The sequence below is a fragment of the Streptomyces sp. NPDC050619 genome (assembly GCF_040654815.1).
Classification (GTDB): domain Bacteria; phylum Actinomycetota; class Actinomycetes; order Streptomycetales; family Streptomycetaceae; genus Streptomyces.
Window position 1 is genome coordinate 15,343 of the sequence record NZ_JBFAIR010000023.1, and the last position, 13,789, is coordinate 29,131.

Here is a 13,789-nt window from a genome sequence, read left to right on the forward strand (position 1 = left end):
GCGGAGGGGGCTCGGGCTGCTGGGGTTTTGGGGGAGGGGTGAGGTGGCTTGTTCTGTGGGGGGCTTGGCTGGAGGAGGCCGGTTCAGCCGCCGGAGGCTGTCGCTACTGCTGGCGTCGCCGCAGTCGGGATGCCCACCTTGGCTGCCTTGCGGACCGACTGGGCGGTGGGGCTCCGGCGGAGGGGGCTCGGGCTGCTGGGGTTTTGGGGGAGGGGTGAGGTGGCTTGTTCTGTGGGGGGCTTGGCTGGAGGAGGCCGGTTCAGCCGCCGGAGGTTACCGCCGGCGTCGGTGCAGGGCGATCGCCGCGGCCGTGCCGCCGGCCACCGCGCCGACTCCTGCCGCCGCCGGGATGCCGACCTTGGCCGCCTTTCGTCCGGTGCGGTAGTCGCGCAGGCGCCACTCCAACTGGCGGGCGTGTTTGCGCAGTTTCGAGTCCGGGTTGATGGCGTAGGGGTGGCCGACCAGGGAGAGCATGGGGATGTCGTTGTGGGAGTCGCTGTAGGCCGCACAGCGGGAGAGGTCCAGGCCCTCCGCCGCGGCCAGGGCGCGGACCGCCTCCGCCTTCGCCGGGCCGTGCAGCGGCTCGCCGACCAAAGCGCCCGTGTAGACGCCGCCGACCGACTCGGCCACCGTGCCCAGCGCGCCCGTCAGGCCGAGCCGCCGCGCGATCACCTGGGCGATCTCCACCGGGGCCGCGGTGACCAGCCACACCTTCTGGCCCGCGTCCAGGTGAGCCTGGGCGAGCGCGCGGGTGCCGGGCCAGATGCGTTCGGCCATGTACTCGTCGTAGATCTCCTCGCCGATCGACATCAGCTCGGAGACCCGGTGACCCTTCACGATGGACAGCGCGGAGTCCCGCGCCTCCTGCATGTGCTCGGGGTCCTCGACGCCGGCCAGCCGGAACCACGCCTGCTGCCAGGCGAACCGTGCCAGGTCGCGTGTCTCGAAGAACTTCCGTTTGTACAGGCCCCGCCCGAAGTGGAAGAGGGCGGCGCCCTGCATGACGGTGTTGTCCAGGTCGAAGAACGCGGCGGCTCGGTCGTCGCCGAGGACAGGGAATTCCGGTTCCTTCTCGGAGCCGTCCGTGCGGTCGGTGCGGTCCGAGAGGTCCGAGCTGTCCGGCGAGACGTCCTGCGAAGATTTGCGTGCTGCCTCCGCCGAGGCCTCGCCTGCCAACACGCTGCGCGCGGTGGCGGAGCGCCTACGAGGAGTGAGCCATCCAAGAGCGGCCATGGCGTGAGCATAGCCAGTCCGTTCGGTTGTTCCGGAGTCGCGAGGTTTGAACGCTGTGAACTCTCCGCGACCGGGGCGTTAAAGAAGCGGGAGAATGGCCGACATGAGTCCCCTTTTTCGCCGGAAGGGCCCCGGCCGCCCGCAGGACCGGCGCGTGACGCTCATCCGCAAACCCGGCTGCCATCTGTGTGACGACGCCCAGCTCATCGTCGAGAAGGTGTGTGCCGAGCTGGGTGTCCCCTGGGAACAGAAGGACATCACCCAGGACCCCGTACTTCATGATCAATATTGGGAACAGATCCCTGTCGTGCTCGTCGACGGCGAACAGCACACTTTTTGGCGCGTGAACGAGGATCGCCTCCGCAAAGTGTTGGCTTAGGATCGACGACGAACTGGTCTCGGGGGCGGGGATCGTTGAGGAGCGTGTGCGGTTGTGCCCCCAGGAAAAGAGGAACGATGGTGCCTGCGCGCCGGTTCCATATTCGTGCGCCGGGGGCGCGTGACCCCGGTCACGTTCGCCGGGCAAATCGGACACCATCTTTGTGCACGCGTTCACAAAGACATAGCCTGCTGTCGACGGGGCGGTCCAGGAACGTGTGACCGCCTGCAGCCCCGCTCTACCCGCAGGAGCACCGTGGCAACTGGCCGAACTCACCGACCGGCGACCCGTAGCCGAGGGATTCCCGAGGCCACCGTCGCCCGGCTTCCGCTGTATCTCCGCGCCCTCACCGCGCTGTCGGAGCGCTCGGTACCCACGGTCTCCTCCGAGGAGCTCGCGGCCGCCGCGGGGGTCAATTCCGCGAAGCTGCGCAAAGATTTCTCCTACCTCGGCTCCTACGGGACCAGGGGCGTCGGCTACGACGTCGAGTATCTCGTCTACCAGATCTCCCGCGAACTGGGGCTCACCCAGGACTGGCCGGTCGTGATCGTCGGTATCGGTAACCTCGGCGCCGCCCTCGCCAACTACGGCGGGTTCGCCTCCCGCGGTTTCCGGGTCGCCGCGCTCATAGACGCCGACCCCGCGATGGCCGGAAAGCCCGTCGCCGGGATCCCCGTCCAGCACTCGGACGAGCTGGAAAAGATCATCAAGGACAACGGCGTGTCCATCGGCGTCATCGCCACGCCCGCCGGTGCCGCCCAGCCGGTCTGCGACCGGCTCGTGGCCGCCGGAGTGACCTCCATCCTGAACTTCGCGCCGACCGTGCTGTCCGTCCCGGACGGCGTAGATGTGCGCAAGGTCGACCTCTCCATCGAGTTGCAGATCCTCGCCTTCCACGAGCAGCGCAAGGCCGGCGAGGAAGCCGCCGCCGCCCTCGACGCAGCCGGCCCGGCCGCCGCCGCCCGCAAGGAGCCCGCCGACAAGGGGCCCGACGGGGACGTCCCCGCCGTGATGCCGGCATGAGTCTCCTCGTCGTCGGGCTGAGCCACCGCAGCGCCCCGGTCAGCGTCCTGGAGCGGGCCACGCTGGGCGCGGACGCCCACATCAAGCTCCTCCAGGACACGGTCGCCGCCGAACCTGCCGCCGAGGCCGCGCTGCTCGCCACCTGCAACCGCGTCGAGCTGTACGCCGACGTGGACAAGTTCCACGCCGGTGTCGCCGAGCTGTCCACACTGCTCGCCCAGCACAGCGGGGTCGGGCTCGACGAGCTCACCCCCTACCTCTACGTGCACTACGAGGACCGGGCCGTCCACCACCTGTTCTCGGTGGCCTGCGGGCTGGACTCCATGGTCGTCGGCGAGGGACAGATCCTCGGCCAGATAAAGGACGCGCTGGCGAAGGCGCAGGACCTGCACAGCGCCGGACGGCTGCTGAACGACCTGTTCCAGCAGGCGCTGCGGGTCGGCAAGCGCGCCCATTCCGAGACCGGCATCGACCGCGCCGGACAGTCCCTGGTCACCTTCGGCCTGGAGCAGCTGGCGGCGGGGGCGGACGTCGAGAAGTGGGCGCGCGGCAAGAAGGCCCTCGTCATCGGGGCCGGCTCGATGTCCTCGCTGGCCGCGGCCACGCTCGCGCGTGCCGGGGTCGCCGAGATCGTCGTCGCCAACCGCACCCCCGACCGCGCCGAGCGCCTCGCCCGGATACTGGCCGAGGGCGACGACACGGACGTGCTGGCCCGCGCGGTCCCGATGGAATCGGTGCCGGTCGAGCTGACACGTGCCGATGTCGCCGTCTCCTGCACGGGCGCGACCGGGCTGGTGCTGACGGCCGAGGCGGTCGCGGCGGCGGTGGGAGGTCGGGTGCCCGAGGGCGCGGCGCCCTTCGGCCGTGGTGGTACGGGGGTGGGGACGGACGTACGCGAGGCGCCGCTGCCGCCCACCAGTGTCGGTACTGATGAGGGCTGTCCGCTCGATCTGTCCGCCGTGCAGTCCCAGTCCGCCGTGGAGGCCGGGTTCTCCGTCATGGGGGAGGCCGCCGTGGCCGGCATGGACGCGGCGACGCTCGAGCAGCACGCGACCTGGGTCGACAACGGCACCGTGGACCGCCGGGACGCCGGGCGCCGCGGTCCCGAGGCCGATGCCGAGCTGATCACCGCGCTCGCCGCGACCGTGGCGAGCGTCGGCCGGATCCCCGAGCGGCGCAGGCCCGAGCCGGTCACCGAGGTGCCGCGGCCGGAGCCCGTGCTCTTCCTCCTCGACCTCGCCATGCCCCGTGACATCGACGCCGCCGTGCACCGGCTGGCCGGGGTGCGGCTGGTGGACATCGAGTCGCTGGCGGAAGCCTCCGCCGACGCTCCGATGGCGGCCGACGTCGACCAGGTCCGCCGTATCGTCTCCGACGAGGTCGCGGCCTTCGGGGCGGCGCTGCGGGCCGCGCACATCACGCCCACCGTGGTCGCCCTGCGCGCCATGGCCGCCGATGTCGTCGCCGGCGAGATCGCCCGGCTCGACGGGCGGCTGCCCGGCCTCGACGACAAGCAGCGCGGCGAGATCACCCAGACCGTCAAGCGCGTCGTCGACAAGCTGCTGCACGCGCCGACCGTCCGGGTCAAGCAGCTCGCGGCCGAGCCCGGCGGCGCCGGGTACGCGGACGCGCTGCGCACCCTGTTCGACCTCGACCAGGAGACGGTGGCCGCCGTCTCCCGGGCCGAGGAAAGCACCGAGAAGAACGCGAAGAACGCCATGAACCGAGGGCCAGCATGAGTGACCCGAGAGAGCCGAAACCGGCTGAGGCGCCCCCGAGGCGAATGCCGGACAAACCGGACAGGGGGGCACTGCGGCTCGGAACGAGGCGGAGCAAGCTCGCCCTGGCCCAGGCCGGGCAGGTGGCGGACGCCGTGCGCCAGGTGACCGGACGACCTGTCGAACTCGTCGAGATCACCACGTACGGCGACACCTCCCGCGAGCACCTCGCGCAGATCGGCGGCACGGGAGTCTTCGTGACCGCGCTGCGGGACGCGGTGCTCAGCGGCCAGGTCGACTTCGCGGTTCATTCGCTCAAGGACCTGCCGACCACGCAGCCGGAAGACCTGGTGCTGGCCGCGGTACCCGTGCGCGAGGACCCGCGGGACGTCATCGTCGCGCGGGACGCGCTCAAGCTCACCGACCTGCCGCGCGGGGCCCGCATCGGTACCGGCTCGCCGCGCCGCATGGCGCAGCTGAACGCGTACGCGCGCAGCCACGGGCTGGACATCGAGACGGTGCCGATACGCGGGAACGTCGACACGCGCATCGGGTATGTGCGTGACGGCCGGTTCGATGCGGTCGTGCTGGCCGCGGCCGGGCTGAATCGCATCGGCCGCCGTGATGAAGTGACTGATTTCCTGTCAGTCGACACGGTTTTGCCCGCCCCCGGCCAGGGGGCACTCGCGATCGAATGCAGGGCGGGGAACACCGCCCGGGATGCAGACCTGATCGCCGCCCTCGGCGAACTCGACGACCCCTTCACCCGGGTCGCCGTGACCGCCGAACGGTCACTGCTCGCCGCCCTGGAGGCCGGTTGCAGCGCCCCTGTGGGCGCGCTCGCCGACATCCTGGCCGACGGGCAGATTGTCAAGGAAATGCGCCTGCGCGGCGTCGTCGGCACAACCGACGGCTCGCGGATGGTGCAGTTGTCCACCACCGGTTCCGTGCCCCAGACGTACGACCAGGCAATGGCGCTCGGTCGCGAACTCGCCACCGAGATGCTTGCCCAGGGCGCGGCCGGTCTGATGGGGGAGCGAGCACATTGAGCCCCACCACCCTTCCCGCCGGTCCGGAACACGGGCACGTCACCTTTCTGGGTGCCGGACCCGGGGATCCGGGACTACTGACTCTGCGCGCCGTCGAGGCGCTGGCACACGCGGACGTCCTCGTCGCCGAGCAAGAGGTGCTCGACGTCGTACGTACGCATGCCAGGCCCGGTGTCTTGGTCGTGGACACGGATTCGGATCCCTCCGGGGATCTTTCCTCCGGTCCGACCTACGGTCCGACTCCGGGCACGGGCGCGCCCCAACTAACGATTGTTGACGGCGCGTCAACCACCGCTGGCGTCCCTGCTGTACGGGATGCCGCACATCTTGTCATGGAGGCCGCACGGGGCGGCAGGCGGGTCGTGCGTGCGGTGTCCGGGGACCCCGGGCTCGACGCGTACGCCGCCGAGGAGATGCTGGCGTGCGCCGCCGCGGGGGTGCCCTTCGAGGTCGTTCCCGGGGTCGCGGCCGCCGTCGGCGTCCCCGCTTATGCCGGTGTGCCGCTGCGGGACGCCGAGGGCGCGGACGTGCGGTTCGTGGATGCGCGGACCGCTTCCGACCGGTGCTGGACGGAGGTGGGGGCTTCGGACGGGACGGTTGTCGTTTCGGCGACCCTCGAGTCCGTGGCCGCCGCCGCGGGGGAGCTGGTCTCTGCCGGGCGCAAGCCTGATACGCCGCTGACCGTCACGGTCGCCGGTACGACTACTCGGCAGCGGACCTGGATCGCCACATTGGGCACCATCGCCCAGACGCTGAAGCAGGCCAAGGTGCTGCCGTCGCCGCAGGGTGCGCGGCCGGTGATAGCCGTGGTCGGTGAGCGTTCGGCCGCGGCTCAGCGTGAGCAGCTCTCGTGGTTCGAGTCCAAGCCGCTGTTCGGCTGGCGCGTTCTCGTACCGCGTACGAAGGAGCAGGCGGCGTCGCTCTCCGACCAGCTGCGGTCCTACGGGGCCGTGCCGCACGAGGTCCCGACCATCGCCGTCGAGCCGCCGCGTACGCCCCAGCAGATGGAGCGGGCGGTCAAGGGGCTGGTGACCGGGCGGTATGAGTGGATCGCCTTTACCTCGGTCAACGCGGTGAAGGCTGTTCGGGAGAAGTTCGAGGAGTACGGGCTTGATGCGCGGGCGTTCGCCGGTATCAAGGTCGCGGCGGTGGGGGAGCAGACGGCCAAGGCGCTGGTCGCGTTTGGTGTGAAGCCGGATCTGGTGCCCAGCGGTGAGCAGTCGGCCGCGGGTCTTCTGGAGGACTGGCCTCCCTACGATCCGGTCTTCGATCCGATCGACCGGGTGTTCCTGCCGCGGGCCGATATCGCCACCGAGACGCTGGTGGCGGGGTTGATCGAGCTCGGGTGGGAGGTCGACGACGTCACGGCCTATCGGACCGTGCGGGCCTCGCCGCCGCCTGCGGAGACCCGGGAGGCGATCAAGGGGGGTGGGTTCGATGCCGTGCTCTTCACGTCGTCTTCCACCGTGCGGAATCTGGTGGGTATCGCCGGGAAGCCGCACAACGTGACGGTGATCGCCTGTATCGGGCCCGCCACGGCCAAGACCGCCGAGGAGCATGGGCTGCGGGTCGATGTCATGGCTCCGGAGCCGTCCGTGCACAAGCTGGCGGAGGCGCTGGCGGAGTTCGGGCTGCGGCGGCGGGCTGCGGCGTTGGAGGCGGGGGATGCGGTGACTCGGCCGAGTGAGCGGCGGCCGGGGGCGCGTAGGCGGCGGACTACTACGTAGCGGGGGCTGCCTGCCGTAGCGGGTGGCTGCCGTGGCGGGTGGCTGCCGTAGCGGGTGGCTGCCGTGGCGGGTGGCTGCCGTAGCGGGTGGCTGCCGTGGCGGGTGGCTGCTTGGTCCTGACCCAGCTGTGTGGCGGACTGCTGCTGCGTGGTTGGGTCAGGGGTGCGTTGTTACGTCGGCACTGTGTGGCCGAAGCGCAGGAGGTTCGCCGGGTCGTAGGTCGACTTGGTGCGGCGGAGGCGGTCGTATGCCTCCGGGGTCCACGCTCGGGCGCGGTCCGCTTCGTCGCCCGGTCTGCCGTGCAGGTTGGGCATGGTGTGGCCGGTGCCGTACGGCGCCATCGCGGTGTACAGCGAGGTGGTGGCCGCCTCCACCGCGGCGGCGGTCTCCGGGTCCGTGGGGACGCCGACCGACTCCAGCAGGTACCCGGCGTCGCGGCCGCTCACCGCGTCCTCGACGCGGGCGGGGTCGGCCAGCTTGCCGCCCATGTGGCGCAACTCGACCAGGAGCAGCGGGAAGTCGGGGACGGCCGGGCCGGCTTGTGCCAGCAGGGTGTCCACGGCCTGCGGGGTGAGGTCGCGGAGCAGGGCGCAGGCCTCGCGGGCCGGGATGGGATCCTGGGGGTCCTGGTAGATCTCGTCGGCCTTGCGGTAGTCCATCTCGGCCACCGTGTCGAACGCGACCGGCGCGGCCGCGCGGATCGGGGCCAGCAGGCGTTCGCCCTCGGCCGGGTCGCCGGTCCAGGCGACCGCGACGCGGGCCCAGAAGCGGCCGCGATGGGGGTGCCCCCGCTCGAGCGAAGCCGAGAGTGGGGGAGGCTCGGGGATGATCGGGAGCGGCGGCAGGCGCAGCAGTGTGAAGCCGGTGCACATCTGTGGTGGCAGGGTCGGAGTCCAGGCCGCGTAGGCGCGCAGCAGTGGTTCGGCGTGCTCGCCGGCGCAGTAGATGCCGCCGCCGAGGATGTGGCTGAGCGGGAGCAGCTCGGTGACCAGGGAGGTCACCACGCCCACGTTTCCCTTGCCGCCGCGCAGGGCCCAGAACAGGTCGGGTTCGTGGTCGGCGTCCGTTTCGTGCAGGGTGCCGTCCGGGGTGACGACCTGGAAGGAGCGGACCAGGTCGGAGGCGTATCCGTAGGCCCGGCCGAGGAGTGGGAGTCCGCCGCCCAGGGTGTAGCCGACGACGCCGGTGTCCGTGGACGTGCCGTTGAGCGTGGCGAGGCCGTGCGGAGCGGAGGCCTCCAGGAGCAGGCTCCATTTGACGCCGGCGGCTACGGTCGCGGTGCGGGTGCGGGGGTATATGTGTACGTCGGTCATGCGGGCCGTGTTGATCAGCAGGCCGCTGTCGATGGGGAAGTTCGCGCCGTGGCCGGTGGCCTGGACGGCGACGGGGGTGCCGGTGGCGGCGGCCCAGCGCATCGCGGTCACCACGTCGTCGGTGTCGGTTGCGCCGACGACCACTTCGGGGGTGTGCGGGGTGGCCAGGTTGAAGCCGGTGACCTCGTCGGAGTAGGCGTCGTCGCCGGGGCGTAGGAGTGGGCCGTGGAGCTCTGAGAGGGCGAAGAGGTCGGGGGTTTGGCGGGGGTGGTGGTCGGTGGTCATCGCGTCCTCCTGGGGCGCCTTTCCTTGTTCTTTCAGCTTGTACCTGGGGTGGGGGTGGCGCATGTGGGCACGTCGTGATGCCTGCGGCGGCCTGTGCGGGTCGTGGGGGTGCGCGTAGCGCCCTCGGTTGTGGTGGGGGCGGGGCCGACTTCTCGTCGGCAAAGGTGGTCCTGGGGCGGGCGTAGCGTTGGAGTATGACGATGTACGGATCCTTTCCCGGTGCGCGGCCGCGGCGGCTGCGGAGCAGTTCCGTCATGCGGCGCATGGTGGCCGAGACCCGGCTGCATCCGGCCGACTTCATCCTTCCGGCCTTCGTGCTCGAGGGCGCTGCCGAGCCGGTGCCGATCGCTGCGATGCCCGGGGTTGTGCAGCACACCCGGGACAGTCTGAAGAAGGCCGCCGCGGATGCGGTGGCCGCCGGGATCTCCGGGATCATGCTGTTCGGGGTGCCGGAGGAGTCGAAGAAGGACGCGGTCGGGACCGCTGGGACCGATCCGGAGGGGATTTTGCAGGTGGCCCTGCGTGATGTGCGGGCCGAGGTCGGGGATGAGCTGCTGGTGATGTCCGATCTGTGTCTCGACGAGACGACGGATCATGGGCATTGCGGGGTGCTTGACGAGGAGGGGCGTGTCGACAACGACGCGACTCTGGAGCGCTATGCCGAGATGGCTCGGGTGCAGGCCGACGCGGGGGCCCATGTGGTGGGGCCCAGCGGGATGATGGACGGGCAGATCGGGGTCATTCGTGAGGCCCTCGATCAGGTCGGGCGGCAGGATGTCGCGATCCTTGCCTATACGGCCAAGTACGCGTCGGCGTTCTACGGGCCGTTCCGGGAGGCCGTCGGCTCGTCGCTGAAGGGCGATCGGAAGACGTACCAGCAGGACCCGGCCAATGTGGGGGAGTCCTTGCGGGAGTTGGCCCTTGATCTGGAGGAGGGGGCCGACATGGTGATGGTGAAGCCCGCGGGGCCGTATCTGGATGTGCTCGCGCGGGTCGCCGATGTGGCGGATGTGCCGGTTGTCGCCTACCAGATCTCCGGTGAGTACTCGATGATCGAGGCCGCCGCCGAGAAGGGGTGGATCGACCGGGAGCGGGCGATTCTGGAGGCCTTGACCGGTATCAAGCGGGCCGGTGCGCGGAACATCCTTACGTACTGGGCCGTCGAGGTGGCGCAGAAGCTGCGTTGACCGCCGTTCTTCCTGGGGCGAGCACTTGGGCAACGGTTCGAGGTCGTTCCGGCTTCGAAGCGGCGACCGACCGGCATCGGTTCGGCAACGGATCCAACTCGGTGCCGGGAACGGTCGTCGCCCGGCTCGTGAACTCCCGGCGCTCCTCGGCGGATCTGTCCGGAATTCGCCCTATGGATTCGGGGTTATTCGTAGTGGGAGCCCCGTTCACCGCGTCTAACTGCGGAAATGAACCGGATTGACGAGTACTCATCACCTTCCGTAGCTTCTGCGCCTGGCCTGATCCGTTCCGGATGGTCTGAACGTCGATCCCAGGGGGACGCACATGAACTGGTTCATCGAGGCGCTGAAGAAGTACGCGGTGTTCAGCGGGCGCTCGCGCCGCAAGGAGTACTGGATGTACGCCCTGTTCGTCGGGATCATCTACGCCGTGCTGATCGGCATCGCTCTGGGGACCCAGGTTTCGGCCCTCCTCGCCCTCGCGGGCATCTTCTACGCTGCGATCCTGGTGCCCAGCCTGGCGGTCAGTGTCCGCCGGCTGCACGACACGGGGCACTCCGGCTGGTGGCTCCTCTTCGGGATCGTCCCGCTCGCCGGTCCCATCACCCTGCTGGTCTTCCAGTGCATGGACGGCGAGCCGGGCGTGAACAAGTACGGCCCGAACCCGAAGGAAGCGGCCGTGGCGTACGTCTGATCCCGAGCTTCTCCGAGGCCGTCCGGTTCATCGACCGGGCGGCCTCCGTCGTGCCCTGTCCGGCAGCGACGGGCACCATCAAGTCCTGTGTGGAGTTAGGTTGTTGACCGCTGGTTGTCCGTTGAATGACTGGAGACGCCGATGTCCGGTGACGCCCTCAGCCAAGACCCCGCCGAGCTGAGAAGGAGGATCGACACGACCAAGGCGCACCCGGCCCGCGTCTACGACGTCTTCCTCGGCGGCAAGGACAACTACCCCATCGACCGCGCGGCGGCCGCCGCGGCCCTCTCGGCCAACCCGCGCGGCTACCTCGACGTACGGCACAACCGCGACTTCATGCGGCGCGCGGTGACGCGGATGGCCTCGGACCACGGCATCCGCCAGTTCCTGGACATCGGCACCGGGCTGCCCACCGGGGAGAACGTCCACCAGATCGTGCAGCGGATCATCCCCGAGTCGAGGGTGGTGTACGTCGACCACGACCCCGTCGTCCTCGCGCACGCGCGTGCTCTGCTGACCAGCGGGGCCCAGGGGCGTACCGACTACATCGACGCCGACCTGCTCGAGCCGGCCCAGATCCTCGAACAGGCCGACAAGATTCTTGATTTTGATGAGCCGATCGCCCTGTGTCTGGTGGCGATCCTGCACTTCGTCGAGGACGAGCAGGCCTACCCGGTCGTGCGCGAGCTGGTGGACGCGCTGCCCTCCGGCAGCCGGCTCGTGCTCACCCACCTCACCGACGAGATGCACCCCGGGCCGACCCGGGCGGTCCAACGGACGTACACCGAGCGCGGGTTCACCTTCGTGTTCCGTTCGAAGGACGACGTCGAGCGGTTCTTCACCGAGACGTCGGGGATCACGCTCGACGAGCCCGGTGTCGTACCGGTTCACCAGTGGATGCCCGATCCCGCGCCCGCTCCGCCGGCCATCGCTCCGGAGGACTTCGAGGCGCTCGACGACATCGAGAAGATTCGGTATCGGGACATCAATGATGTGACGGACGACGACATCAATGTCTATGGGGGGACTGGGCGGAAGGTCTGAGCCCGCTGGGTGCGTGCCTGTATCTGTCCGTATCGCGGAAACCTGCTTGTAGGTGGCAGTTATGTCCTTAGGCTGCGTAGCCGCCTCGTAGTCGAAGGAGCCGTGCCATGACCGACGTCATCGAGTTCGCCCCTGTGCCGCCGCTGGCCGCGCGGGCCCGGGCCGTCGGCGGGTCGCCGGTGCGGGACATCCTTGCCGTCACCGCCCGCCCCGAGGTCATCAACTTCGCGGGCGGGCTGCCCGCGCCGGAGTTCTTCGACCAGGAGGGCATCGCGGCCGCGTTCCGTGACGTGCTCGCCGAGATGCCCGCGCGGGCCCTTCAGTACTCCACGACCGAGGGCGAGCCGGGGCTGCGGTCCGCGCTCGCCGCGCGCATGTCGGTGCGCGGGCTGCCCACGGACGCCGACGACGTCCTCGTCACCACCGGCTCGCAGCAGGCGCTGTCCCTGCTCGCCACCGCGCTCCTGGAACCCGGGGACACCGTCCTCGTCGAAGACCCCTGTTATCTGGCGGCACTTCAGGTCTTCGGCTTCGCGGGCGCGCGGGTGGTGGCGGTGCCGGGGGACGGGGAGGGGCTCGATCCGGTGGCGCTGGAGGAGCTGGTGGTGCGGGAGCGGCCGAAGCTGCTCTACACCGTGCCCACCTTCCAGAACCCGACCGGCCGGACGCTGTCGGCCGAGCGCCGGGCCGCCGTGGCCTCGGTCGCCGCCCGGCGGGGGCTGTGGATCGTCGAGGACGACCCCTACGGCGAACTCCGCTTCGAGGGCGAGCGGGTGCCGTGGATCGCCTCCCACCAGGAGGCCCGCGACCGGGTCGTCCTGCTCGGCTCCTTCTCCAAGGTCATGGCGCCGGGACTGCGGCTCGGCTGGCTGCGCGCACCCGGCGAGCTGCGCCGGGCCTGCGCGGTCGCCAAGCAGGCCGCCGACCTGCACACACCGACCGTCAACCAGCTGGCCGCGGCACGGTACTTGGCCGACCAGGACCTGGACGCCCACGTCGGGCGGGTCGCGGCGGTGTACCGAGCCCGCCGGGACGCCATGCTCGCGGGACTGCCTGAGGCCCTCCCGGCGGGCTCCGCCTGGAGCCGTCCCGAGGGCGGGATGTTCCTCTGGGTCCGGCTGCCGGAGTCGTACGACACGGTCGCCCTGCTGCCGCAGGTGGTGCGGCGGGATGTGGCCTACGTCCCCGGCGTGCCCTTCTACGCCGGCGAGCCCGACCGCTCGACGCTGCGGCTGTGCTTCGTGACGCAGACGCCGGAGGAGATCGGGGAGGGGCTGCGGAGGCTGGGGGATGGGCTGGGGGCCCAGGCGTGCTGACCGAGGAGTTCGACCTCGACGTGTATCTCCGGCGGATCGGTTGGGAGGGGGAGCGGCGGGCTGATCTGGTGACGCTGAGGGGCGTGCATCTGGCGCACATGCGGGCCATCGCGTTCGAGAACCTGGACGCCCTGCGTCGTACGGCGCCCTCCCTTGCCCCCGCCGACCTCATGGCCAAGCTGGTCCGCAGCCGCCGCGGTGGCTACTGCTACGAGCACAACACGCTCTTCCTGCTCGCCCTGGAGGCGCTGGGTTTCCGGATGGTGACCCGGCTGGCGGCCCGCGTCGTCGTGGGTGCCGACCGCTTCGAGAGCCGCCCGCGCACCCATATGGCCCTGCTCGTCGAGGTGCCGGGCCGGCCGCGGCCATATCTGGCCGACGTCGGTTTCGGGGCCATCGGCGCGCTGCTGGAGCCGGTGCCGCTGACGACCGGCACCGAGTTCAGGGGCGCGGGGCGCCGGCACCGGCTGGTGCACGTGCCGCACCGCGGGCCGCTGGAGATGTGGGTGCTCGAGGCCTACGGCGAGGGCACGTGGGTGGGCCAGTACGCGTTCACCCTGGAGCCGTTCGAGAAGCCCGACTTCGAGGTCATCAACTGGCACGTCGCCACCAATCCGCGCTCGCCCTTCACGCAGAGCCTCTACGTCCAGCGCGTCACCTCCGAACGCCACCTCCTCCTCCACGGCCGACTCCTCACCGAGACCCGGGCCGACGGAACGGTCGGGGAGCGGGAGGTGACGGACGCGGCGGAGGTACGGCGGCTCCTGGAGGAGGAGTTCGGCATTACGGCACCGGAGGGAGCGCCCCTTCTGCCGTGATGC

At 70.5% G+C, this 13,789-nt stretch carries 12 protein-coding genes; 10 read left to right on the forward strand and 2 right to left on the reverse strand.

Translation table 11 applies throughout. From position 1 onward, the window contains the following. Positions 1-273: 273 nt before the first annotated feature. Complete coding sequence (locus tag AB0I77_RS32225) at positions 274-1,233, reverse strand: HAD-IB family hydrolase (protein WP_363286257.1); 960 nt, start codon at positions 1,231-1,233, stop codon at positions 274-276. A gap of 94 nt (positions 1,234-1,327) precedes the next feature. Here AB0I77_RS32225 and AB0I77_RS32230 point away from each other — a divergent pair, with 94 nt between their 5' ends. The 5 genes from AB0I77_RS32230 (at position 1,328) to AB0I77_RS32250 (ending at position 7,129) form a co-directional block, all read left to right on the forward strand. Beyond that, positions 1,328-1,612, forward strand: coding sequence for a glutaredoxin family protein (locus AB0I77_RS32230; protein WP_363286258.1), 285 nt, complete (start codon positions 1,328-1,330; stop codon positions 1,610-1,612). Between the two features lie 255 nt (positions 1,613-1,867). Continuing rightward, positions 1,868-2,635 (forward strand): redox-sensing transcriptional repressor Rex, encoded by a 768-nt coding sequence (locus tag AB0I77_RS32235; protein WP_363286259.1) that lies wholly within the window; start codon positions 1,868-1,870, stop codon positions 2,633-2,635. Then, a complete protein-coding gene (locus tag AB0I77_RS32240) occupies positions 2,632-4,374 on the forward strand; it encodes a glutamyl-tRNA reductase (RefSeq protein WP_363286260.1) in 1,743 nt (580 codons plus the stop codon). The genes AB0I77_RS32235 and AB0I77_RS32240 overlap by 4 nt, the downstream gene beginning before the upstream one ends. A gap of 44 nt (positions 4,375-4,418) precedes the next feature. Further along, on the forward strand, positions 4,419-5,402 hold the full coding sequence (gene hemC, locus AB0I77_RS32245) for a hydroxymethylbilane synthase (RefSeq protein ID WP_363286261.1): 984 nt from the start codon (positions 4,419-4,421) through the stop codon (positions 5,400-5,402). Continuing rightward, positions 5,399-7,129: a bifunctional uroporphyrinogen-III C-methyltransferase/uroporphyrinogen-III synthase gene (locus AB0I77_RS32250; RefSeq protein ID WP_363286262.1), complete on the forward strand. Its 1,731-nt coding sequence runs from the start codon at positions 5,399-5,401 to the stop codon at positions 7,127-7,129. Before hemC ends, AB0I77_RS32250 begins: the two co-directional genes overlap by 4 nt. Before the next feature lie 170 nt (positions 7,130-7,299). On the opposite strand, the gene AB0I77_RS32255 is transcribed toward AB0I77_RS32250, so the two are convergent. Then, entirely contained in the window at positions 7,300-8,727 is a 1,428-nt protein-coding gene (locus AB0I77_RS32255) for an FAD-binding oxidoreductase (RefSeq protein WP_363286263.1), read from the reverse strand. Between the two features lie 194 nt (positions 8,728-8,921). On the opposite strand from AB0I77_RS32255, the gene hemB reads away from it, so the two are divergent. The 5 genes from hemB to AB0I77_RS32280 all read left to right on the forward strand — a co-directional run bounded on the left by hemB (position 8,922) and on the right by AB0I77_RS32280 (position 13,786). Beyond that, entirely contained in the window at positions 8,922-9,914 is a 993-nt protein-coding gene (gene hemB / locus AB0I77_RS32260; protein WP_363286264.1) for a porphobilinogen synthase, read from the forward strand. Positions 9,915-10,239: 325 nt separating this feature from the next. Then, positions 10,240-10,608 carry a DUF805 domain-containing protein gene (locus AB0I77_RS32265; protein WP_363286265.1) on the forward strand — a complete coding sequence of 123 codons (369 nt, stop codon included), beginning with the start codon at positions 10,240-10,242 and terminating at the stop codon, positions 10,606-10,608. A 141-nt stretch (positions 10,609-10,749) separates the two neighbouring features. Then, complete coding sequence (locus AB0I77_RS32270; protein WP_363286266.1) at positions 10,750-11,652, forward strand: SAM-dependent methyltransferase; 903 nt, start codon at positions 10,750-10,752, stop codon at positions 11,650-11,652. Between the two features lie 107 nt (positions 11,653-11,759). Continuing rightward, a complete protein-coding gene (locus AB0I77_RS32275; RefSeq protein ID WP_363286267.1) occupies positions 11,760-12,968 on the forward strand; it encodes a PLP-dependent aminotransferase family protein in 1,209 nt (402 codons plus the stop codon). Beyond that, positions 12,965-13,786, forward strand: a complete 822-nt coding sequence (locus tag AB0I77_RS32280) for an arylamine N-acetyltransferase (RefSeq protein ID WP_363286405.1) — start codon at positions 12,965-12,967, stop codon at positions 13,784-13,786. The genes AB0I77_RS32275 and AB0I77_RS32280 overlap by 4 nt, the downstream gene beginning before the upstream one ends. Positions 13,787-13,789 lie beyond the last annotated feature (3 nt).

What these genes read in the sequence shown, in the direction of transcription:
- AB0I77_RS32265 (WP_363286265.1), top strand. Translation starts at nt 10,240, where the DNA reads ATGAACTGGTTCATCGAGGCGCTGAAGAAGTACGCGGTGTTCAGCGGG.
- hemC (WP_363286261.1), top strand. Translation starts at nt 4,419, where the DNA reads ATGCCGGACAAACCGGACAGGGGGGCACTGCGGCTCGGAACGAGGCGG.
- AB0I77_RS32270 (WP_363286266.1), top strand. Translation starts at nt 10,750, where the DNA reads ATGTCCGGTGACGCCCTCAGCCAAGACCCCGCCGAGCTGAGAAGGAGG.
- AB0I77_RS32230 (WP_363286258.1), top strand. Translation starts at nt 1,328, where the DNA reads ATGGCCGACATGAGTCCCCTTTTTCGCCGGAAGGGCCCCGGCCGCCCG.
- AB0I77_RS32275 (WP_363286267.1), top strand. Translation starts at nt 11,760, where the DNA reads ATGACCGACGTCATCGAGTTCGCCCCTGTGCCGCCGCTGGCCGCGCGG.
- hemB (WP_363286264.1), top strand. Translation starts at nt 8,922, where the DNA reads ATGACGATGTACGGATCCTTTCCCGGTGCGCGGCCGCGGCGGCTGCGG.
- AB0I77_RS32255 (WP_363286263.1), bottom strand. Translation starts at nt 8,727, where the DNA reads ATGACCACCGACCACCACCCCCGCCAAACCCCCGACCTCTTCGCCCTC.
- AB0I77_RS32225 (WP_363286257.1), bottom strand. Translation starts at nt 1,233, where the DNA reads ATGGCCGCTCTTGGATGGCTCACTCCTCGTAGGCGCTCCGCCACCGCG.
- AB0I77_RS32240 (WP_363286260.1), top strand. Translation starts at nt 2,632, where the DNA reads ATGAGTCTCCTCGTCGTCGGGCTGAGCCACCGCAGCGCCCCGGTCAGC.